Origin of the sequence: Clostridium sardiniense (assembly GCF_016907995.1) — a bacterium.
GTDB classification, from domain to species: domain Bacteria; phylum Bacillota; class Clostridia; order Clostridiales; family Clostridiaceae; genus Clostridium; species Clostridium sardiniense.
In genome coordinates, this window is the sequence record NZ_JAFBDA010000004.1 from 42,409 (window position 1) to 62,461 (window position 20,053).

General features: G+C 30.7%; 18 protein-coding genes and 1 pseudogene. 5 read left to right on the top strand and 14 right to left on the bottom strand.

Annotated features, from left to right (window positions below):
- Positions 1–24 precede the first annotated feature (24 nt).
- From nrdG to nrdD, 4 genes are all read right to left on the bottom strand, one after another.
- Positions 25–543: an anaerobic ribonucleoside-triphosphate reductase activating protein gene (gene nrdG, locus JOC62_RS04860; protein ID WP_204594104.1), complete on the bottom strand. Its 519-nt coding sequence runs from the start codon at positions 541–543 to the stop codon at positions 25–27.
- Between the two features lie 344 nt (positions 544–887).
- Complete coding sequence (locus JOC62_RS04865) at positions 888–2,810, bottom strand: aconitate hydratase (RefSeq protein WP_204594105.1); 1,923 nt, start codon at positions 2,808–2,810, stop codon at positions 888–890.
- Positions 2,811–2,823: 13 nt separating this feature from the next.
- Positions 2,824–3,987, bottom strand: coding sequence for a homocitrate synthase (gene nifV / locus JOC62_RS04870; protein WP_204594106.1), 1,164 nt, complete (start codon positions 3,985–3,987; stop codon positions 2,824–2,826).
- Positions 3,988–4,273: 286 nt separating this feature from the next.
- Positions 4,274–6,391, bottom strand: coding sequence for an anaerobic ribonucleoside-triphosphate reductase (gene nrdD, locus JOC62_RS04875; RefSeq protein WP_204594107.1), 2,118 nt, complete (start codon positions 6,389–6,391; stop codon positions 4,274–4,276).
- A 249-nt stretch (positions 6,392–6,640) separates the two neighbouring features.
- On the opposite strand from nrdD, the gene JOC62_RS04880 reads away from it, so the two are divergent.
- From JOC62_RS04880 to JOC62_RS04895, 4 genes are all read left to right on the top strand, one after another.
- Positions 6,641–7,651, top strand: coding sequence for a DUF3048 domain-containing protein (locus tag JOC62_RS04880; protein ID WP_204594108.1), 1,011 nt, complete (start codon positions 6,641–6,643; stop codon positions 7,649–7,651).
- Positions 7,652–7,782: 131 nt separating this feature from the next.
- Entirely contained in the window at positions 7,783–8,628 is an 846-nt protein-coding gene (locus JOC62_RS04885; RefSeq protein ID WP_204594109.1) for a DegV family protein, read from the top strand.
- Positions 8,629–8,634: 6 nt separating this feature from the next.
- Complete coding sequence (locus JOC62_RS04890) at positions 8,635–9,087, top strand: PadR family transcriptional regulator (protein WP_204594110.1); 453 nt, start codon at positions 8,635–8,637, stop codon at positions 9,085–9,087.
- An 88-nt stretch (positions 9,088–9,175) separates the two neighbouring features.
- A complete protein-coding gene (locus tag JOC62_RS04895) occupies positions 9,176–9,376 on the top strand; it encodes a hypothetical protein (protein WP_204594111.1) in 201 nt (66 codons plus the stop codon).
- Positions 9,377–9,423: 47 nt separating this feature from the next.
- Here the strand turns inward: JOC62_RS04895 and JOC62_RS04900 are convergent, their stop codons facing one another.
- From JOC62_RS04900 to JOC62_RS04940, 9 genes and pseudogenes are all read right to left on the bottom strand, one after another.
- Complete coding sequence (locus JOC62_RS04900) at positions 9,424–9,612, bottom strand: ferredoxin (protein WP_204594112.1); 189 nt, start codon at positions 9,610–9,612, stop codon at positions 9,424–9,426.
- Between the two features lie 35 nt (positions 9,613–9,647).
- A pseudogene (locus JOC62_RS04905) lies at positions 9,648–10,400 on the bottom strand (Mrp/NBP35 family ATP-binding protein); the annotation flags it as partial.
- A gap of 73 nt (positions 10,401–10,473) precedes the next feature.
- Positions 10,474–11,313, bottom strand: a complete 840-nt coding sequence (locus JOC62_RS04910) for a YhfM domain-containing protein (protein WP_204594114.1) — start codon at positions 11,311–11,313, stop codon at positions 10,474–10,476.
- A gap of 8 nt (positions 11,314–11,321) precedes the next feature.
- Positions 11,322–12,074: a prolipoprotein diacylglyceryl transferase gene (locus JOC62_RS04915; RefSeq protein ID WP_204594115.1), complete on the bottom strand. Its 753-nt coding sequence runs from the start codon at positions 12,072–12,074 to the stop codon at positions 11,322–11,324.
- A 114-nt stretch (positions 12,075–12,188) separates the two neighbouring features.
- Positions 12,189–13,934: a hypothetical protein gene (locus JOC62_RS19125; protein ID WP_243425018.1), complete on the bottom strand. Its 1,746-nt coding sequence runs from the start codon at positions 13,932–13,934 to the stop codon at positions 12,189–12,191.
- Positions 13,935–14,006: 72 nt separating this feature from the next.
- The gene (rsmA, locus tag JOC62_RS04925; RefSeq protein ID WP_204594235.1) at positions 14,007–14,858 is read right to left on the bottom strand and encodes a 16S rRNA (adenine(1518)-N(6)/adenine(1519)-N(6))-dimethyltransferase RsmA; all 852 of its coding nucleotides are present in this window, start codon (positions 14,856–14,858) and stop codon (positions 14,007–14,009) included.
- On the bottom strand, positions 14,855–15,415 hold the full coding sequence (gene rnmV / locus JOC62_RS04930) for a ribonuclease M5 (protein WP_204594116.1): 561 nt from the start codon (positions 15,413–15,415) through the stop codon (positions 14,855–14,857). Before rnmV ends, rsmA begins: the two co-directional genes overlap by 4 nt.
- A 151-nt stretch (positions 15,416–15,566) precedes the next feature.
- Positions 15,567–16,622, bottom strand: coding sequence for a G5 domain-containing protein (locus tag JOC62_RS04935; RefSeq protein ID WP_204594117.1), 1,056 nt, complete (start codon positions 16,620–16,622; stop codon positions 15,567–15,569).
- Between the two features lie 250 nt (positions 16,623–16,872).
- Positions 16,873–17,658: a TatD family hydrolase gene (locus tag JOC62_RS04940; RefSeq protein ID WP_204594118.1), complete on the bottom strand. Its 786-nt coding sequence runs from the start codon at positions 17,656–17,658 to the stop codon at positions 16,873–16,875.
- A 98-nt stretch (positions 17,659–17,756) separates the two neighbouring features.
- Here JOC62_RS04940 and JOC62_RS04945 point away from each other — a divergent pair, with 98 nt between their 5' ends.
- On the top strand, positions 17,757–18,434 hold the full coding sequence (locus JOC62_RS04945; protein ID WP_204594119.1) for a Crp/Fnr family transcriptional regulator: 678 nt from the start codon (positions 17,757–17,759) through the stop codon (positions 18,432–18,434).
- 206 nt (positions 18,435–18,640) lie between these two features.
- Here JOC62_RS04945 and JOC62_RS04950 read toward each other — a convergent pair whose 3' ends face one another.
- On the bottom strand, positions 18,641–20,029 hold the full coding sequence (locus tag JOC62_RS04950) for a methionine--tRNA ligase (RefSeq protein ID WP_204594120.1): 1,389 nt from the start codon (positions 20,027–20,029) through the stop codon (positions 18,641–18,643).
- Between the last annotated feature and the right edge of the window lie 24 nt (positions 20,030–20,053).

Genomic DNA, 20,053 nt, shown 5'->3' on the forward strand with positions numbered 1-20,053 from the left:
TCTCTCCCTTCATATACAAATAAATTAGTTCATGTATTCATGTACTAAAACTATTTTTCCTTTATCTAGGCTTTCTTTGACATTTATAATTCTTTGATTACTTGAACCTCTAAACCTTATGCCATCATCCATCTTTGTTTCATCAAATCTACCATCTATAAGAACATCTATATTATTTATAAACTCTCTCCATCCTAATCTTTCATCTAAATGCTCTAAGATATACTCAAAGGTATAGCCTGTAAATGACCAAACATTTAATCCATTTTCTCTGAATTTCTTTGCCATATAAGCAAATTCTTCTGCTCTTTCCATTGGATCTCCACCACTAAATGTAACACCCTTAATAATAGGATTTTCTAATACATCCTCTATAAGTTCATCCATATCTCTTTCTTCTCCACCTGAGAAATCATGAGTATCAGGATTGAAGCATCCTTTGCAATTATGTTTACACCCTTGTGAGAAAAATACCCTTCTCATACCTGGTCCATTTACTAAGCTCTCATAAGCTATGCCAGCAAGTCTAATCTTTTTGCCCATAGGCTCACTCCTTTAATTAATTATTATATCACTATGATAACTATTATCATATATTTATAGATACTTTTTATTACTTAATTTAAATTATTAATATATTTATCACATACTACTTATGTATTTATAATTTATTCTTTTCATTAAATATATTATAAGCTAAAACCTAAATTAAATATAATTAAAGTTTCCTATGTTAAGATATATTTTACCTATATATAAATTTATATTGTTTATACCCTTATTAGAATTAATTATATTTCTTTTAAATTTACATATTTAGTATGCTTACATTTTAAAATTAAAAGGAATAATAGATTGTCTCTATTACTCCCTTCAATATATAAATATTAACTATTATTTTTTACATAATTTAGCCTTCCACCAGCTCTAATTATATCTACTTCCTTATCTGTCAAATCTAAAATAGTATTAAATTCACTCTTATTAGTTATATTTTTAAACTTAACTATTCTTTTGATTAAGGCATCTTGTATGTTATCACATATTATTTCATCCATTAACTCTATACTATTATAGCTCTCCTCATCCTTAAATTCTAATGGTAATATTCCATTATTTATAAGGTTTGCTTTATGAATTCTAGAGAATGATTTTGCTAAAACTGCTTTTACACCAAGATATAACGGTGCAAGTGCCGCATGTTCTCTACTCGATCCTTGTCCATAATTTGTTCCAGCGACTATAATACCTCCATCACTTTCTTTTGCTCTTTTAGGAAATTCTGCATCTACTGTATTAAAACAGAACTCTGAAAGATATGGTATATTAGACCTAAATGGTAAAAGCTTTGAATTAGATGGCATTATATGATCAGTTGTAATATTATCTTGAACCTTTATAAGAACTTTCCCTTTTATATCTCTACCTAATGGCTTATTAATAGGAAATGGTTTAATATTGGGTCCTCTACATACTATAACATCTGAATTATTTTCTGCTGGTTTTAATATCATAGAGTCATCAATTAAAAACTTCTTTGGCATATCAATACTTAAATCAACATTCATTTCTCTTGGATCTGTAAGTACTCCATTTATTGCAGAAACAGCAGCAGTTTCTGGACTTACTAGATATACTTTAGCAGATAAAGTTCCACTTCTTCCATAAAAATTTCTATTAAATGTTCTAAGAGATACACCATCTGTACCAGGTGCTTGACCCATTCCAATGCATGGTCCACATGAATTTTCAAGTATCCTAGCTCCAGAGCTTATAATATCAGCAAGAGCACCATTTCTAGCTAACATCTCCATTACCTGCCTTGATCCTGGTGCAATAACTAAGCTAACATCTGGATGAACTTTTTTACCCTTTAATATCTTACTAACTTTCATCAAATCTTCATAAGATGAATTAGTACAGCTACCTATTGCCACTTGATCAACTTTAATTTTTGATATCTCTGAAATTTCTATAACATTATCAGGAGAATAAGGTTTTGCTACCATAGGCTTAAGATGATTTAAATCTATTATAATCTCCTCATCATACGTAGCATATTCATCGGCCTTTAGCTCAATATAATCTGATTCTCTATCTTGAGCTTTAAAGAATTCTAATGTTCTTTCATCACTAGGAAATATTGATGTAGTTGCTCCAAGTTCAGCCCCCATATTAGTTATTGTGGCTCTCTCGGGAACCGAAAGAGTCTTTACACCCTCTCCTCCATACTCAAAGACTTTATTAATTCCACCTTTAACTGAAAACCTCCTTAAAACTTCTAATATTATATCTTTTGCAGATACCATTTTATTTAACTTTCCAACAAGATTTATCTTACATACTTTTGGAGTATTAATATTATATTCACCGCCAGCCATGGCAAGTGCAACATCAAGACCTCCAGCACCCATAGCAAGCATCCCTACTCCACCAGCCGTTGGCGTGTGACTATCAGATCCTATTAAAGTTTCCCCTGGTTTTGAAAATCTCTCTAAAAATACTTGATGACATATCCCATTACCAGGCTTTGAAAAATACACCCCATATTTTGATGCAACAGTTTGAATAAATTTATGATCATCTGCATTTTCAAATCCTTGCTGTAACATATTATGATCAACAAAAGCCACAGATCTTTTTGTTTTAACAGTACCTATATCCATAGCCTCAAGTTGAAGGTATGCCATTGTTCCTGTTGAATCCTGTGTTAATGTTTGATCTATTTTTATGCCAATAGATCCATTTTCCTCAATTATTCCACTAACTAGATGATTTCTTAAAATCTTAATTACTAAATTATCTCCCATTTATTTAAGCCCCCTAATTAACTCTTGCTTTTAAGGATTCTTTATAGTCTTTATAAAGCTTAACTAATTCTTTATCAAAAAGGCTTCTTTTAAGTCTTACTGATGTGGCACGTACAAGATTTAATATACCATCAGATTCATCTTGAGTAAGATCCATACCATACTCTTTAAACTTATTTATTATAGCTGCCTTTCCTGAATGTTTTCCTATTACTATTTGTCTTTCAAGACCTACAACATCAGGATCAAAAGCTTCATAATTCTTAGGATTTTTTATAGCTCCATCAGCGTGTATTCCTGATTCATGAGCAAACATATTATCTCCAACTATTGCTTTCCATGCAGGAAGTACTCTTCCTGATGCTCTTGATACATACTCTGAAACCTCTCTAAATTTCTTTGTATCTATATCTACATCATAATTAAATAGATATTTAAATGTCATTATTACCTCTTCAAGTGCTGCATTACCAGCTCTCTCCCCAAGACCATTTACAGTTACTCCAACATAACTTGCCCCAGCTTTTACTCCAGCCACCGCATTTGCTGTTGCCATTCCAAAATCATTATGGGTATGCATCTCTATATCAAAATTAGTTTTTTCCTCTAGGTACTTTATATCTGTATAGATCTTAAACGGATCCATTATACCAACTGTATCGCAATACCTAAATCTATCTGCACCTGAGTTTTTTGCAGATTCAATGAATTTAACTAAAAAGTCTCTATCTGCCCTTGATGCATCTTCCCCATTTACTGATACATAAAGACCACTTCTCTTTGCATACTCAACTGCCTTACACATATTCTCTATTACCCATTCTCTCGATGTCTTAAGCTTATGCTTTATATGAATATCTGATACGGATATTGAGATTGCAACTGCATCTACTCCACAATCAATTGATTGATCGATGTCTGAAATTACAGCTCTATTCCATGCCATTATGCTACTTTTTAAATTTCTTTTCACTATTTTTTTTATAGCTTCTTTTTCATCACCACCCATTGTAGGAATGCCAACTTCTAATTGATCAATTCCTAAATCATTCAAAAGTTCTGCAATAGCTACTTTCTCATCATTTGCAAAAACAACTCCTGCGGTCTGCTCTCCATCTCTTAATGTTGTATCTACAACATATATATGCTTTCCATTATCTAGCTTTCTAATAGTCATTTTATAGCCCCCTTTATATCAAATTCCCCAATATCCTAATTTTACCACAAGCCAACTTGCAGAACAAGCATTTTTGCAAGCAATATCAATATGCCATTCATTTTACGGCTATATTTTATATTCTTTTATTATTAATCGACTTTTTTTGCAAGTTTTTTAATATATTATTCATTTTAATTTTCAAGTCTATTTAAGTACCTTATTAACATACCTAATTTACATAATTTATTTACAAGTAAAAAAGGCCGCTATAATTAGTTTCCTATTATAGCGGCCTTTAATATTTCTAACATTCTTGATAGTGATTTAGTTTTGTTCCTGTATGAGTTACTCTATCTTGTCTTTCATGATATTTTCCTGGTCCGAATCTTTCATCTAAGCTTAGGTATCCAGTAACTCTTGAAACTCCTTGTATATCTGTACTTCCACAATTAGTGCAGCTCTTTTCGTGATTTTGTAGGTAAGTTCCACAGTCCTTACAATATCTTATATGGAAGTTAATTCCCAAATAGCTGATGTTAGTTTTCTTATATGCAAAATTTAAGATATCCATTATAGCTTCACCTGATGGACAGTCATCAACTTCTAAGTAGCTTATATGACCACCATTACATAACTTATGGTATGGTGCTTCAATCTCTATCTTATTTTTTATTGAAATAGCACATCCAACCGGAACATGATAACTATTAGTATAATATTCTTTATCAGTTACGCCTTCAATGATTCCAAATACCTTTTGGTCTTGTTTTATAAATTTACCTGATAATCCTTCTGCTGGTGTTGCATATGCACTCCAGTTAAGTTTTGTTTCTTCTGTTAATCTATCACAATAAGCTCTTAAATGATCAATTATTCTTAAACCAAGCGCTCTAGCTTCTTCATCTTCGCCATGATGTTTACCAGTTAAAGCGACTAAAGTTTCAGCAAGCCCTATAAATCCAATTCCCCAAGTTCCTTGCTTTAATACTGGTTCAATTGAATCATCTGGTGATAATCCTTCTGCACCTTTCATTAAGTGCTGTCCTGCTACAAATGGTAGATCTTTAACTCTTAAATTCTTTAATACCCCATATCTATGCATTAAAGCTTCTTTTGCAAGATTTAATCTAGCATCAAATATTTCAAAGAATTTATCTATATTACCTTGTGCTTGTATTCCTATTCTAGGTAAGTTTATTGTAGTTGGTGCTATATTACCTCTACCTTTAACTCCTGGCTCTCCATTCACATTACTCATAAGGTATGTTCTACAACCCATTGTTGCAGGAGTTATGCCCATATCATAATATTTTTTATTAAAATCTGCATCTATATTCATAAATGTAGGATTCATCCTCTTAGCTGCTACTCTACAAGCTAATTTATATAAATAGAAGTATGGATCCTCTGTCTCTCTATTTACACCTTCTTTAACTCTAAAGATTATATTAGGGAATATTGGTTGCTCACCTTTTCCTAATCCCTTTTCATATTCTAATAGGAATATTTCACAAACTAATGCAGCATCTTCTGATTCAGGAATTCCAAGGTTTATTGAACTAAATGGAACCTGTGAACCCGCTCTTGAATGCATTGTGTTTAAATTATATACAACTCCTTGCATTGCTTGATGTATTCTCTTTCTTAGTCTTTTTTCAGCTAATTCTTCTATTTTTTCTGCTGGTACTTCAAGCTCTTTTAATTCACTTATTATTTCTTCTCTTGTTGGCGCTACAAATACAGCCATATCATTATCAAAGTCTGGGTGTGATTGTCCTCCAAACATATCGTTTTGAGTTGATTGTAATAATATACATGATAATTCAGCTGCTGTTTCTATTCTTCTTGGAGCATTGATTGTTCCATATCCTGTATTGAATCCATTTTCTAATATTTCTCTAGTTGGTATATGAAGACAGTTAGTTGTTAGATTATAACTATCTAAATCATGATAGTAAAGATCTCCTATTTCATGACCTTTTGATAAATGCTTTGGCATTGAAGCTAAATTGTGCCACTTATTTGATTCTGATGCTATTCTTAATAATTTTGAACTAAAATTATTACCTACATTAGCATTATCTCTATCAGTTTCAACTCCAATTTTACTTATAGCTCTCATAAGATCTGATTTTATTTCTCTAACCTTAGTTCTTTCTTTTCTATAATTTTGGTATGCTAGAACTACATCATTAAGTTCTGAATCCTTTAATGCTTTTTCTACAAGATTTTGAACTTGCTCTACTGTAATTCTACTGTCTCCTGACATTTCTATATATTTGATAACTTTTTGAACGATATCCAAAGTCTTACTTGTCTTTAAATTTACGCCTATTTCTGCTGCCGCACTCTTTATAGCGTTACCAATTTTTTCGGCATTGAATTCTACCTCTCTACCGTCCCTTTTTACAACATATAGCATTTAAACTACCCCCATTACACAATATATAGTACCGTTTTTTCGTACCGTATTATTATACTTCAAAAGATATTCTAGTGCAATTACATTTTATTTTTAAATTTTTAGATATAATTCTCTCTATGTCTATTTATCTCTCTTTTTTGGTTTTTATTGTACTTTTGCTATTAAAATAATTTTTATATTAGGCATGATTTCTCCTAAACCATTAATATATATTAAGTAGAAAGCATTTAATTTTAGGAGGAATTTATGAGAAAAAAAATATTATTATCTATACTTTTAATTTTTGTTATTTCATCATTAGTATCCTGCAATTCGTTAGAATCTATGCAACCAGATTCCGAAACTACAGAATCTATTTCTAAAGAAACAGAACAAATATATAAATATCCATTTACAGGACTTGAAACTAAAGAAAATCCTGAAGATAAAATCCCATATATGGTCGTTGTTGAAAATTCAAAAGCTGCAAGACCACAAAGCGGTTTATCCTTTGCTGATATAGTATATGAAACATCTGCTGAAGGTGGTATTCCAAGGTTTATAGCAGTGTATCATAGTAATACAGCTAATAAAATTGGTCCTGTTAGAAGCATTAGACCCTACTTTTTGACCATATCTAAAGAATATGCACTTCCTATAGCTCATTGTGGTGGATCTAAAGAGGCTCTTAATGAAGTAAAAAAAGATAATTCTATTATGAGTCTTAATGAAATGACTAACGGGAAATATTATAATAGAGATAAAAATAGAAAAGCCCCTCATAATCTGTATACTTCTAGTGAGAATATAATACAAGCTACAAAAGATAAGAAGTACAACCTAAAAGCAGAGTCATCATTAAAGTTTGATAAAGAATTTTTCAATAAAAATGATTTAAGAGAAGCTTTAAACATAACTGTTAAACCAAATAACATATATAAGACTTCTTATGCATTCGAAAACGGCGTTTATACTAAATTAATGGATGGCAAAATTGCTAAGGACGCTTTAACAAATTCTCCATTAACATTTACTAATATAGTTATTCAAAAGACTGATATAACTCTCCAAACTGATAACTCTCATCTAGATATTGACTTGGTTAACAGTGGAGAGGGTTATGTATTCTCTAACGGAAAAGTACTAGATATAAAATGGTCTAAGGATTCAGAATATGGTGATACTAAGCTTTATGATTTAGATGGAAAAGAAATATCTTTATCAGAAGGTAATACTATATGGAATATAGTAGACTCTCAATCTGTGATCACATATTAAGCAATAAAAAAAGAAATTATTTACAATAATTTCTTTTTTTATTGCTAAACTATATCAGCAGTGATATAGTTTATATTATCATAAGTGATAAAGATTTCATAATTACAATCTAAATTTAGGAGGAATCATTAATGCAAAAAATCGCTATTTTAACTGATAGTGGATCAGATTTAACATTAGAAGAATTAAGAGAGAATAACCTAGAATTTGCGCCATTTAAAATTATATATTCATATGGTGAATTTGAAGATAAAATAGATTTAAGTCCTCAAGAAGTTTACGATTCTTTAGAGAAAGAAATTCCAAAAACATCACTGCCTAGTACAGCTAGAATTGAAAATATTCTGAATAAATTAGAGGATGAAGGTTATACTCATTTAATCGCAGTAACAATTTCAAGTGGACTTTCAGGTACTGGAAATGCAATACGACTTGCTCTTGAAGATCACCCGAAATTAATTTCTTATGTATATGATACTAAGATACTTAGTATGGCAGAAGGTGCTTTAGTATTAAATACTGCCAAAATGGTTAAAGAAGGTCTAAGCTTTGAGGAAATTATTGAGAAACTTCCAAAGCTTAGAGAAAAAACTTATGGATACTTTACTATAAGTACATTAGAGTATTTAAAAAAAGGTGGCAGAATAGGAAAAGTAGCAGGTACAATAGGTGAAATTTTAAACTTAAAACCTATTATTTCTGTTGATCAAGAAGGTGTTTATTACACTTACGCAAAAGTACGTGGTAGAAAACAATCAATGAATAGAATATATAAGATAGCAAAAGAGCATCTTGAAAAGTCAAAGTGTAAAATTTGGGTTCTAAACGGAGGAAGTTCTAGTGAAGAATTTGACTCTTTATACAAATTAATTTCAGGGCTTGATAATATAGAATCAATAGCTCCTGCAACAATCGGACCAGCTCTTGGTGTACACACTGGCCCTGGCTTATTAGGAGTTGTAGTTCAAGAGGTGTAATAACTGATGAATAATTTAAATTTCTCTAATTCAAATGATATAAGGGCTGAGGAAAAGCGTCTTTATGAAGAGTATAAAAAGAAGGTTTCTGAACTTAAAAAAGTAAAAAAAGAAAATGATGCAGTAGGTCAAGTTTTTACTAAAGGACTTTTACCGATTTACGTCCTTCATATACTCAATATAGGACCAACTACAGGCAATTATATATCTCATGATATAGGAGAGCGTACAAAGGGCAAATGGGTTCCTAGTACCGGTGGTATATACCCTTTATTAAAAAGCTTAGAAAAAGATGGTCTGGTTATTGGTACTTGGGATGATCCTAAGAAAAAGTTTAGAAAAATTTACTCCCTTACACCAGATGGAAAAAAAGAATATTTAAGAAAAAAATATCTACTTAAATCTAAAATCGAAGAGGCTTTAGAAGTATTTAAAATTATATACAATGATATTTATTAAAGGCGCTAACATATGTTAGCGCCTAATTTTGTATAGATATTGCTAATTTTGATAACACTAACTAATAAACAATAAGGAGGTTAGTGTTATGCATGGACAAATAATCGATATAAACGGTCTAGAAGCATTTGTTGAACTTGATGGAGGTAGTCTAGTTTCTGTACCTACTCATCAATTATCTGGTGCCTCTATAGGTGATAGTATTTATTTATCTAATTCTATTTCACCCAATAATCATAATTTATCCGAATGTAATGTAAACCCATTTATGAATGATTTCTTTCAATAAAAATAGCAAGCTTAAATTTAAGCTTGCTATTTTTATTAATTACTTAATTATTCTACTTCGATGGCATTAACTGGACAGCTCTCTTCGCCTTCTTTAGCTCCATCTTCATGTTCTGATGGTACATCTCCTTCGATAGCTACTGCCTTTCCATCATCATCCATTGAGAATACATCTGGGCAAATTGAAGGACATAATCCACATCCTATGCAAGTATCCTTATCTACATGTGCTTTCATATTAAGTTACTCCTCTCTTTTATAGAGAGTATATCTTAGTATAACCCTTCAAAAATTAATGAGTACAGAGGATTATCTAATACATACTCCTCAGCTCTACCTTCCTCTAAAGCTTCTGTAAGCTCTAAATTGATTGGAAGTTCTCCTAAAAGTGGTAACCCAAGATATTCAGCATGCTCTTCAGCTGACTTTTTACTAAATACTCTTAACTTTTTATCGCATCCATCACAAACTATATAAGCCATATTCTCTACGACTCCTCTTATAGGTACCCCTACCTTTTGAGCCATTTTAACCACTTTTTTAACTATCATTGAAACCATATCTTGTGGTGTAGAAATTATTATTAGCTCTTTTAAATGGAAATCATTCATAACTGTAAGTGCTATATCACCTGTACCTGGTGGCATATCTATTAATAGATAATCTAACTCTTCCCACTCAGTATCAAAGTACATTTGATTTAATACACCAGTTATAACTGGACCTCTCCATATAACTGGATCGTCCTCTACATCTGTTAAGAGATTCATTGACATTACCTTTATTCCACTCTTAGTAGTAGCTGGGATGAACTTTATATTTTGTTCATCTAATGATATTATTTGCGCTCTTTCATTATTTATACCAAAAAATCTTGGCATTGATGGTCCTGTTATATCAGCATCCAAAACTCCTACTTTATATCCTTTTTTGCTAAGCATAGTCGCCATAATTCCAGTTACTGTTGATTTACCAACTCCACCTTTACCACTTATAACACCAATTACGTTTTTTATCTTTCCGTATCTAGGTTTCTTTTTAAATTCTCCTATAGGTATACCTTTAGTTTTTAATTCGTTCATTCCTTCTCCTCCTTACTTACCACTTTTCTGGTTTCTTTCCATCTTTACCAACTGTTATTTCCCACTTCTTAAATTCATAATGTCCTACAACATAATACTTTTCATAAACATTATCCACTTTATTATCTATAGTAATAATTGTTCTAAATGTATCACTGTCATATCCTTTATTTTGAACTGTGACAATAACATTATAATCTTCTTCATTATTCTTTATAATTTCGGCTCCTGGAATAATTTTTTGAAGTTCATTTTGGAACCCTTGTAATTCAACTGAGAATAAGTATTTAACACAATCTAGATCTCCAAGTATATCTACTCCAACTTTATGTTTTCCATCTCCTAATTGATCTTTATTCATTTTTAATACATCCATTATTGTTCCATAATAAATTGAATTAAAATCTCTAGGTCTTCTTATAAATGATAAATTGTTTATTATTGTTTGATCTAGATTCTTAGGAACCTTATATGCTTTTTCTCCATCATAAAAGTTCCCTTTACCGCTTTCATCTACTCCAACAACATACTCATATTTTTTTATTTCATCTCCACAGTGAATCTCAAATATGTAATCTGGATCTAAGGAACTCTTCTCTGACTCTGGATTACCAGCTGCTAAAGTATTGTATATCTCATCAATGGCTTTTGGATCAGTAACTTTAAACCTAAAACCACTATCTCTAGTGCTTTCAATTGTGATTTCATCTACTTTATTTGTTTTCATATAGTCAAAGTCATTATTTCTAAATCCAAGTTTAACCATAACATCATTTACTGGTGCACATCCAACCATAGATGATCCAATAATAAACATAATGCCAAGCATTAATAGTTTAGTTACTCTCTTTTTCATAAACCTGCTTACCTCTCCTTTTTTAGTTTATCTAAATTGTATACTACAATTCCAAGTATTAATGTAAAAATAGCTATAAATTGAGATGTACTTAAAATCCAAACATTACCTCTAGGATCATTTCTAAAAAACTCAATAAAAAATCTACCTATACTATATATTATTACATATAAAGCAAACGCTCTTCCATCTTTGCTATTTTTCCTGCTATACCAGAGTAATATTCCAGCTAATATAAAATCAAAGCCTGAACTAAAAAGCTGTGTTGGAAGTAAACTCACTCCACTTGGAGCTAATGAATCTTGTGGAAATGTAACCCCTATAGGAAGTGTAGTCTCTCTTCCATAGCAACATCCCGCTAAAAAGCATCCAATTCTTCCAAATCCTTGAGCTAATGCAACTCCAGGGGCTGCAAAATCTAATATTCTTAATGAATTAAATTTATTTTTTCTACAATATAAATATAAACCTAATGCACCACCCATTATAGCTCCATATATAACAAATCCATTTCCAAAGTTTAAAAGAATTGACGGATCATTAATTATGTTATTTAATTCTGTTAATATAAATAGGAATTTTCCACCTAAGATCCCTGATATAACTGTTACTATTATTAAATTTAATAATTTATCTTCATTATATCCAGCATTCCTTGCTCTCCTTATGAATAATGTAGCCGCTACAATTATCCCTATAGCTATCATGAGCCCGTAGCTATAAACCTTAAAATCCCCTATTTGAAATAATACTAATCTCATATGCCCTCCCAAACCTTATATAAGTAATTAGGAGAAGCATATGCTTCTCCTAATTATATCTAAATTATAATACTTTAACTTATCATTGGCAAACAATTGTATATTACGATTTTATTACTTTGAAGGTACTACAACTGTTGAATTTTTGTAATCATAGAACATTAACCAGAATCCATTACGATCACAATCTCTCTTGCACCATGTTACAAAGCCTGATTTTCCACAATAAGGTTGTTCTTCTCTATCTCTTTTTCCTGGAATTGCATAAACTAAGTACTTTAAGTTACCTTTTGAATCACATTTATATCCCATCATAAAGTAACCATATTTCTTGATATATGGATAATAGTTTAACATTGGATAATATATAATTGAATATTTATTATAATCTTTTGAATTACACATATCTTCTATATCACGTACAGGAATTTTAAACCACTTACAGTAAGATATTTCTTTAAAGCCACCTTTTACTTCTTCAAATTCTTTTACTAAATTCTCAAAGAAGTTTCCAACTCCACCTCTTAAACTAAAATCATAAGGATCTATTTTTTGTTCTTCTATTCTTCTTTCATACTCTTCAAAATTATTTGCTAAGTCATCTCTACCACAATAGTACTTATTATCTCTAATCTCATCATCAATGTTATAGTCTTCATTATGGTAATCTTTGATTTCATAATCCTTAATATCATTTTCTTCTAAAGTATAATCTTCATCTCTATCATGCATCTTTCCACAATGCATCTTATCTCCATGCATCATTCCACAATGCATCTTATTATCATACATCTTTTCTCCGTGCATCTTTCCACAATGCATCTTATCATCATACATCTTTTCTCCATGCATCATTCCACAATGCATCTTATCGTCATGCATCTTTTCTCCATGCATCTTATCATCATACATCTTTTCTCCGTGCATCATTTCACAATGCATCTTATCATCATACATCTTTTCTCCATGCATCTTTTCACAATGCATCTTATCATCATACATCTTTTCTCCGTGCATCTTTCCACAATGCATCTTCTTATCATGTTTTTTGTAATTTTTCTTACCCGAGCAATATTTTTTATGACCTCTAATCTCATCATCAACGCTGTAATTCTCATTATCATAGTCTTCATCATGATGCTCTTGAATTTCACCATTATGCTCTTGAATTTCATCATCTCTAATATCATTCTCGTTTATAGTATCATCTTCATCTATATCCCTTTTCTTATCATCACACTTATGTTTATGATCATCCTTATCATGAGACTTCTTTTCTTCATGCATCTTTTCACAATGCATCCCGTCCTCATGCTTCTTTTCATATTTTTTCTCTTCGCACTTCTTATCTTTATCTTTTTTACTTTCGTATTTTTTAACATCATCTTTCTTGTAGTACTCTTTTGACTTTGTACTACCACTCTTATCATAACAGTTTACTACTTTCATCTTCTTCCAGCCATCTTCGATCTTTTCTCCGTTCATAAAACCATACATTGAAAAATCTAAGTTTCCACTTTTCTTTTTACATATACCAGCTCCTGAAATCTTATCGTATCCTAAGCTTAGACCCGCTATATTATCAGAATAGTACTCAATACAAGCCTCTCCCTTACCAACTTCATTGACAGTTAGTGGTCCCATGTCAATTATCTGTTTCATGTCTTTTTTATAACAAATAAGTACTATGGCGTAATCGTCATCCTTTTTTAAGTTCTGAGCATAAAAGGTTATTTTACACTTTTCCCCCTTTGCCTCGATTTTTGCATATCCTGATAAAGCTTTATCATTTGAAGAAGATTTTGACTTATCATCTTCCTGTAATATTATAAAGTTTCTATATAATTTATTATGTGCCAAGTCTCCATTACCTCCACATATATTTATTCCATATAGTATATGCGTGAAGGTCACTATTATGATAATATTAATTTATTTATATTCGTAAATCTTATCGCTAAGTCTTGCAAACTCTTCTAATGATAGAGTTTCCCCTCTTCTTTTAGGATCAATCTCGGCTTCTTCAAAAGCTTTCTTTAAATCCTCTTTATCTAATCCAATATTTTTTACACCATTCCATAAAGTCTTTCTTCTCATATTGAATGAACTTCTAATGATTTCAAACATAAGTTTCTCATCCTTAACTTTAACTTTTGGCTCCTCTAATCTATCTAATCTTATTACTATAGATTCAACCTTAGGTCTTGGCATAAATGAACTTGGTGCAACTTTCCTTATGATTTCAGTGTTGCAATAATATTGTACTAATAATGATAATGAACCATACTCTTTGCAGTTTGGCTCAGCATCTATTCTCTCTGCAACCTCTTTTTGAATCATAATAGTTAAACTCTTAAAATTATATCCTTCCTTTAAAAGATTAACTATTATTGGAGTTGTAACATAGTATGGAAGGTTAGCAACTAATTTTACGCTTTTTTCATCTCCAATTACTTCATTAAAATCTACCTTTAATGCATCTTTATGTATAAGTGAGAAATTTGGATGTTCCCCAAGTTCTTGTTGCAATATAGGAATTAGGTCACTATCCAACTCAATTGAAACAACTCTTTTTGCTTTATTTAATAATTGAGCTGTTAAAGTTCCAACCCCTGGACCAATTTCTATTACTAAATCTTCACTATTTACGTCAGCGCCCTTTACTATATCATTAAGTACTGAGTCATCTATAAGGAAGTTTTGTCCTAGACTTTTTGAAAATCTGAAGTTATACTTCTTTACAAGTTCTTGTGTTTTATAATCTTTTATTTCCATAATAATTATTCTCCTATTTCTTTCTCTACCTTTTGTATAGCTTTTACAAACTCATCTTTATCTATTCCGTAATTATTTAATCTAGATACCATTTGCTTTGCATTGCCATATCCTATCCCTAGTTCTTTTCCAAGTGCCATTCTTCTTTCTCTAGCCTTACTATCAGCTGTTAATTTAAAAAAGAACATATCTTCCATTCCATATGTAGATTGCTTTTCTTCTAATGTTACTTTTGCTCCTTCTAGAGCTCTTATTATAACTTCAGGACAAGCATTCTCAACACCAATATCTCCATCTTTTAATCCATCTTCTTGAGCGATATATGCATGTTTTATTCCACTAACTCTTTTTCTTATAATACTTCTTATTTTTTCTCCAGCAAAATCTGGATCAGTAAGTACTATAACACCCTTTCTCTTTTGAGCTTCTTTTATTCTATCTATAACTCTCTTATTTATTCCAAATCCACCAACAGCAATAAGCTCAGCATCTACTGCCTTTTTTACTGCATCTATATCATCTCTACCCTCTACAACTATGACCTCTTTTATGACTTTTTTACTCACGCGACTACATCCTTTCGCAAATTCTATTTTTCCTTATCAGTTTCTATATAAATAATTTACCTGTATATACACCCTGTGTCAAATATCAAGGTTTTATTTTATCACAAAAAAATAGAGATAACAAAATTGTTATCTCTTAAAAAAAATTCTATCATTCTCCCGGATAAGACACTATATAAACATCTACGCCATATTTTCTTCCCCATTGAGTACACGCTTCCGCACTATTTAAGAAAACGTCTATAATGTTTCCTTTTATTGCTCCACCTGTATCTGATGCTCTAGCATATCCGTATCCTTCTACGTATACTAGGCTACCTAATGGTATTACTCTTGGGTCAACTGCTATAGTACTAGTACCACCAGGGTTGTACACTGGCTTAACTCCAGTAGCAGTAATATTATGTCCTGAATATGCGGTTGCTTCCATAACTAAGTGTTTCTTATACTGTACTGAATCCCCTCTATTTGGTATATATTTAACTGGATTCTTAGCACCTTGTACAACAATTGCATTTACTGGGGTAGCAACAGTTTTGCTGCTAACTTCTTTCTTTGAAGCTTCCTTGCCATCTTTATACACTACTTGGTAAGTAACCTCTTGCTTTCCGTTTTTACCTTCAGCTTCAACTTTTTTCTTCCCTTTTTCAAGTTCTGCATCACTCTTAGTTACAGTGTCAAAAGGTATAACTTTATGTTCAGTTACACTCTTAGTCTCTACCTTTGTGACGTCAACATCCATGTTTTCTTTAACTGGAGTTTCTGGTCCTGGCTGAACTTCATCAACACCATGAACATATTCTACTCCTTCTTTTTTAAGTTGATCATTACTAGCTAATAAGGCATCTTCAACGTTATCTTCTGCTGAAAGAATTGTAACATCCTTCTTTGCAAAATTAACTTTGATAGGCACGGCCTTCTTAACTGTAATCTCCTCAGCTTCTTCAATTTTGGATTCTAAGGATGGTTGCACCTTATCGTGATCAGATATTTCTATACCTTTCTGTTGCAACGCATCTTTAACAGTCCCTTTATATGTGATAAATGTTTCTTCTTTTCCGTCGATGCTTAAATTTACTGTCTTTCTCATTGTAGCAACGGTTGTTGCTGCTACTGCCACAACACATGCCGTGGCTAATATCACTATTTTTGCCTTCGGACCGTTAGAAAAACTTTTCTTAATAAAAGTTTTAAATTTTTCTACCATTTAATTCCCTCCTTTGGCAAGAGTGTCTTTTGCATTATATATTACTTTTTGACATTTTGTCAAATTTAAAGCCTCTTGCTTGCTTGAACTGATACAATAAATGCAGTTCTATGCATAATTAACAAAATTTATAAATTGTATATTTTCAGTTCTTTATTGGGTATCCTTGCGTCCATGGTATATTTAGTGAAGTGTCTCCTTAAATCAATTGCTATTTCTCAATATACAATTAATTCCATTTCATTTTATCTTAAATATCTTTTTTAATCAAATTGAAAAAATTGGTATTTAGTTGAATATTTAATTCATCTGGATTTATACTTCTTATTTCTGCTATTTTCTCTATAATCTCTTTTATGTAATCAGATCTATTTCTTTTTCCTCTGTTTGGAACTGGTGCCATAAATGGTGCATCAGTCTCTACAAGCATTCTGTCAACTGGTATTTCTTTAGCAACTTCTACTATCTTTCTAGAATTTTTAAATGTTACTACTCCTGTAAATCCTATATAATATCCAAGTTTTATGCATTCTTTAGCAAACTCAACACTACCTGAAAAACAATGCACTACTCCATTAACCTCAGGAAATTCTTTTAATATATCAAGAGTATCTTTATGTGCATCTCTATCATGAATCACTACCGGCATTTTAAGTTCTTTAGCTAAATTCATTTGAGCTCTTAAAGCATTTTTCTGTATCTCTCTTGAAGGATTTTCTTCCCAGTAATAATCAAGCCCTATCTCTCCAACAGCAACTATTTTATCATTTGCTTTAATCATTTCTTTTATTATTTCTAATCTTTCATCTGTAAGTTCATCAGCATTCTCAGGATGAACCCCTAACGCACCATAAATAAAGTCATATTTTTTTGTAAGTTCATCAGTTAGTTTTACACTGTCATATGATGATGCACAATTTAATATTCCTATAACTCCATTCTCTTTTAACTCCTTAAATACCTCATCTCTATCTATATCATAATCTTCTGAATCATAGTGTGCATGAGTATCAAAAATTCTATATTTTTTCTCCATATCTTCTGTCTCCCTCTTTAAATAATTAATAATATATATTATTATACATTATAAACAACTGACAAAAAATAAATACAAATTGAAAGGATGTGAAACATATGACAAATAGTGAAATAATTGATGTTTTAAATTTATCATCTCTATTCAATAACTTTTCTAAAGATGATTTAGATTCAATGATTAATAATCCATTAGTTCACATAAAAAAATATTCAAAAGAAGAAACCATTTTCTTTCATAATGATACTTGTAATGATTTAAGCATTTTAATTTCAGGTAAAGTTGAAATACAACAAAATGATGCTAATGGAAACACTTTAGTGGTAACCACCTTAAATAGAGCAAATATGTTTGGCGAAAACCTTTTATTTGGTGATAAAAATACATATCCAATGGATGTCGTAAGTAAAGAAAATAGTACAGTAATCCACATAAACAAAAAAGAAGTAACTAAGTTACTTCAATCAAACCAAACTTTTTTATTAGCATTTTTGAAACTATTGTCAAATAAAGCCATGATACTTAGTAATAAATTAAGACAAGTAAGTTCTAAATCTTTAAGACATATGATTTGCGATTTTTTAATAAAAGAAGCAAAGAAGCAAAATAGTGACACAATAAAATTGACTATGACAAAACAATCATTAGCAGATTCATTTGGAGTTCAAAGACCATCTCTTTCTAGGGAATTAATCAATATGAAGCAGGAAAAAATGATAGATTATGACAGAAAAACAATAAAAATACTAAATTTCGATAAGATTTATATACAATAATTCCTTATTTAGGATATTTAACTTGATAAGTATTATCTCTTAATACTTTATTATATTTTTTGACACATAACTGACATATTACTAAGTTATCATGTAATTGTAAAGTAGTTAAAGCATTATTATTTACCCCTTATAACCATCTTAATTGATTGGTTACCTAGAATATCTCGTCCCCCTATTGTAGATATTCTAGGTTTTTTTTGTCTTTAAACCTTATTATCTTTTAGCCTCTTTATTTCTTCCATTATATTTTTCTTATCTATCATTTCAAAAATAGGCTTATACCTTAGCTTTTTAGTCAATTCTTTTACCTCTATTAAGTTCCATATACTTTCTTTTATATTAAATTGTTCCTTTATTTTCGAAGATGTATTTGGCATAAACGGCTCTAGTATATTTGCTATATTTATTAGCACATTAATAGAGGGTCTTTTCTTCTTACTTTCTTCCTTTATATATGAAAAAACCTCTTTTAATGCAGCCTTAAATTCCCCTTCCTCAATCTTATCCCCTACACTAAAATATAAATCTAATATTTTCTTTTTTTCACTTAAATCTAGTTCTTTTAAATCTCCATTTATAATAATATTTTTATATAATTTATCAAATTCCAATACTAAATCATAGTTATTTGAGTTTATAAAGTTCCTCCACTTAAAATCAGTATTTGAATTTTCAGGTCCATTAGATATTAAATAATATCTTAAAGAGTCTACATTATATTTTTCTAATATCTCATCAACCCAAATAGCCCAATTTTTATTAGTAGAAAAATCTTTACCCTCTAGCCTTAAATGTTCACTAGACATTATACTTAAATTTACATTTTTAAAACCTAATGCTGATAATAATCCCGGAAATATTATTGTATGAAATGGAATATTATCCTTTCCATGAACTAAGTAAATTCTACTATCTTCATCATTCCAATAATCTTCTATAACTTCATTGGTACCTTCAAGACATTTTGCCGTTGCTGTAATATAACCCATTAAAGCTTCAATCCATACGAATATTTTTTTGTCTGAAAATCCATCTAAGGGTACATCTACGCCCCAATCAATTTCTTTAGTTACTGCTCTATCTCTTAGTCCTTCATCTATATATTTTTTAGTTATACTTTGAGCATTTTCTCTCCAACCTTGTTGCTTTATAAATATCCTCTTAACATCATTTTGGAACCTTGAAAGAGCCAAAAATAGATGATTACTTTCACGTCCTGTTTCTCCCTCTAAAGACTTTTTTTCATATATGTATCCTTTATCATATAAGCTTATAATAAAATCCATTACCATTCTCTTATGATAATCTGTATCAGTATTAGTAAATAAATCAAAGGAAAAATTAAGCTTATTAAAGCATTCCAAAAATTCTTCATGATACTTTAATAGAGTTTCCTTTGGAGTTATATTAAGCTCTTCCGCCTTCACCTTAACTGGCCTACCATGTGCATCACTTCCAGATATAAATAAGACATTATCACCCATCATTCTATGATATCTAGCTAGAATATCTCCCGGAAGAAATACTGCTATTCTACCTAAATGCAATTTTCCATTTGCATAAGGCCATGCATTTCCTATTACTATATTCATAAATTCTCCCCCTCTATTATTGAT

Excerpts from the sequence above, each read along its gene's own strand:
- nrdG (WP_204594104.1), bottom strand. The coding sequence starts at position 543 with ATGGGCAAAAAGATTAGACTTGCTGGCATAGCTTATGAGAGCTTAGTA.
- JOC62_RS04865 (WP_204594105.1), bottom strand. The coding sequence starts at position 2,810 with ATGGGAGATAATTTAGTAATTAAGATTTTAAGAAATCATCTAGTTAGT.
- nifV (WP_204594106.1), bottom strand. The coding sequence starts at position 3,987 with ATGACTATTAGAAAGCTAGATAATGGAAAGCATATATATGTTGTAGAT.
- nrdD (WP_204594107.1), bottom strand. The coding sequence starts at position 6,391 with ATGCTATATGTTGTAAAAAGGGACGGTAGAGAGGTAGAATTCAATGCC.
- JOC62_RS04880 (WP_204594108.1), top strand. The coding sequence starts at position 6,641 with ATGAGAAAAAAAATATTATTATCTATACTTTTAATTTTTGTTATTTCA.
- JOC62_RS04885 (WP_204594109.1), top strand. The coding sequence starts at position 7,783 with ATGCAAAAAATCGCTATTTTAACTGATAGTGGATCAGATTTAACATTA.
- JOC62_RS04890 (WP_204594110.1), top strand. The coding sequence starts at position 8,635 with ATGAATAATTTAAATTTCTCTAATTCAAATGATATAAGGGCTGAGGAA.
- JOC62_RS04895 (WP_204594111.1), top strand. The coding sequence starts at position 9,176 with ATGCATGGACAAATAATCGATATAAACGGTCTAGAAGCATTTGTTGAA.
- JOC62_RS04900 (WP_204594112.1), bottom strand. The coding sequence starts at position 9,612 with ATGAAAGCACATGTAGATAAGGATACTTGCATAGGATGTGGATTATGT.
- JOC62_RS04910 (WP_204594114.1), bottom strand. The coding sequence starts at position 11,313 with ATGAAAAAGAGAGTAACTAAACTATTAATGCTTGGCATTATGTTTATT.
- JOC62_RS04915 (WP_204594115.1), bottom strand. The coding sequence starts at position 12,074 with ATGAGATTAGTATTATTTCAAATAGGGGATTTTAAGGTTTATAGCTAC.
- JOC62_RS04935 (WP_204594117.1), bottom strand. The coding sequence starts at position 16,622 with ATGGTAGAAAAATTTAAAACTTTTATTAAGAAAAGTTTTTCTAACGGT.
- JOC62_RS04940 (WP_204594118.1), bottom strand. The coding sequence starts at position 17,658 with ATGGAGAAAAAATATAGAATTTTTGATACTCATGCACACTATGATTCA.
- JOC62_RS04945 (WP_204594119.1), top strand. The coding sequence starts at position 17,757 with ATGACAAATAGTGAAATAATTGATGTTTTAAATTTATCATCTCTATTC.
- JOC62_RS04950 (WP_204594120.1), bottom strand. The coding sequence starts at position 20,029 with ATGAATATAGTAATAGGAAATGCATGGCCTTATGCAAATGGAAAATTG.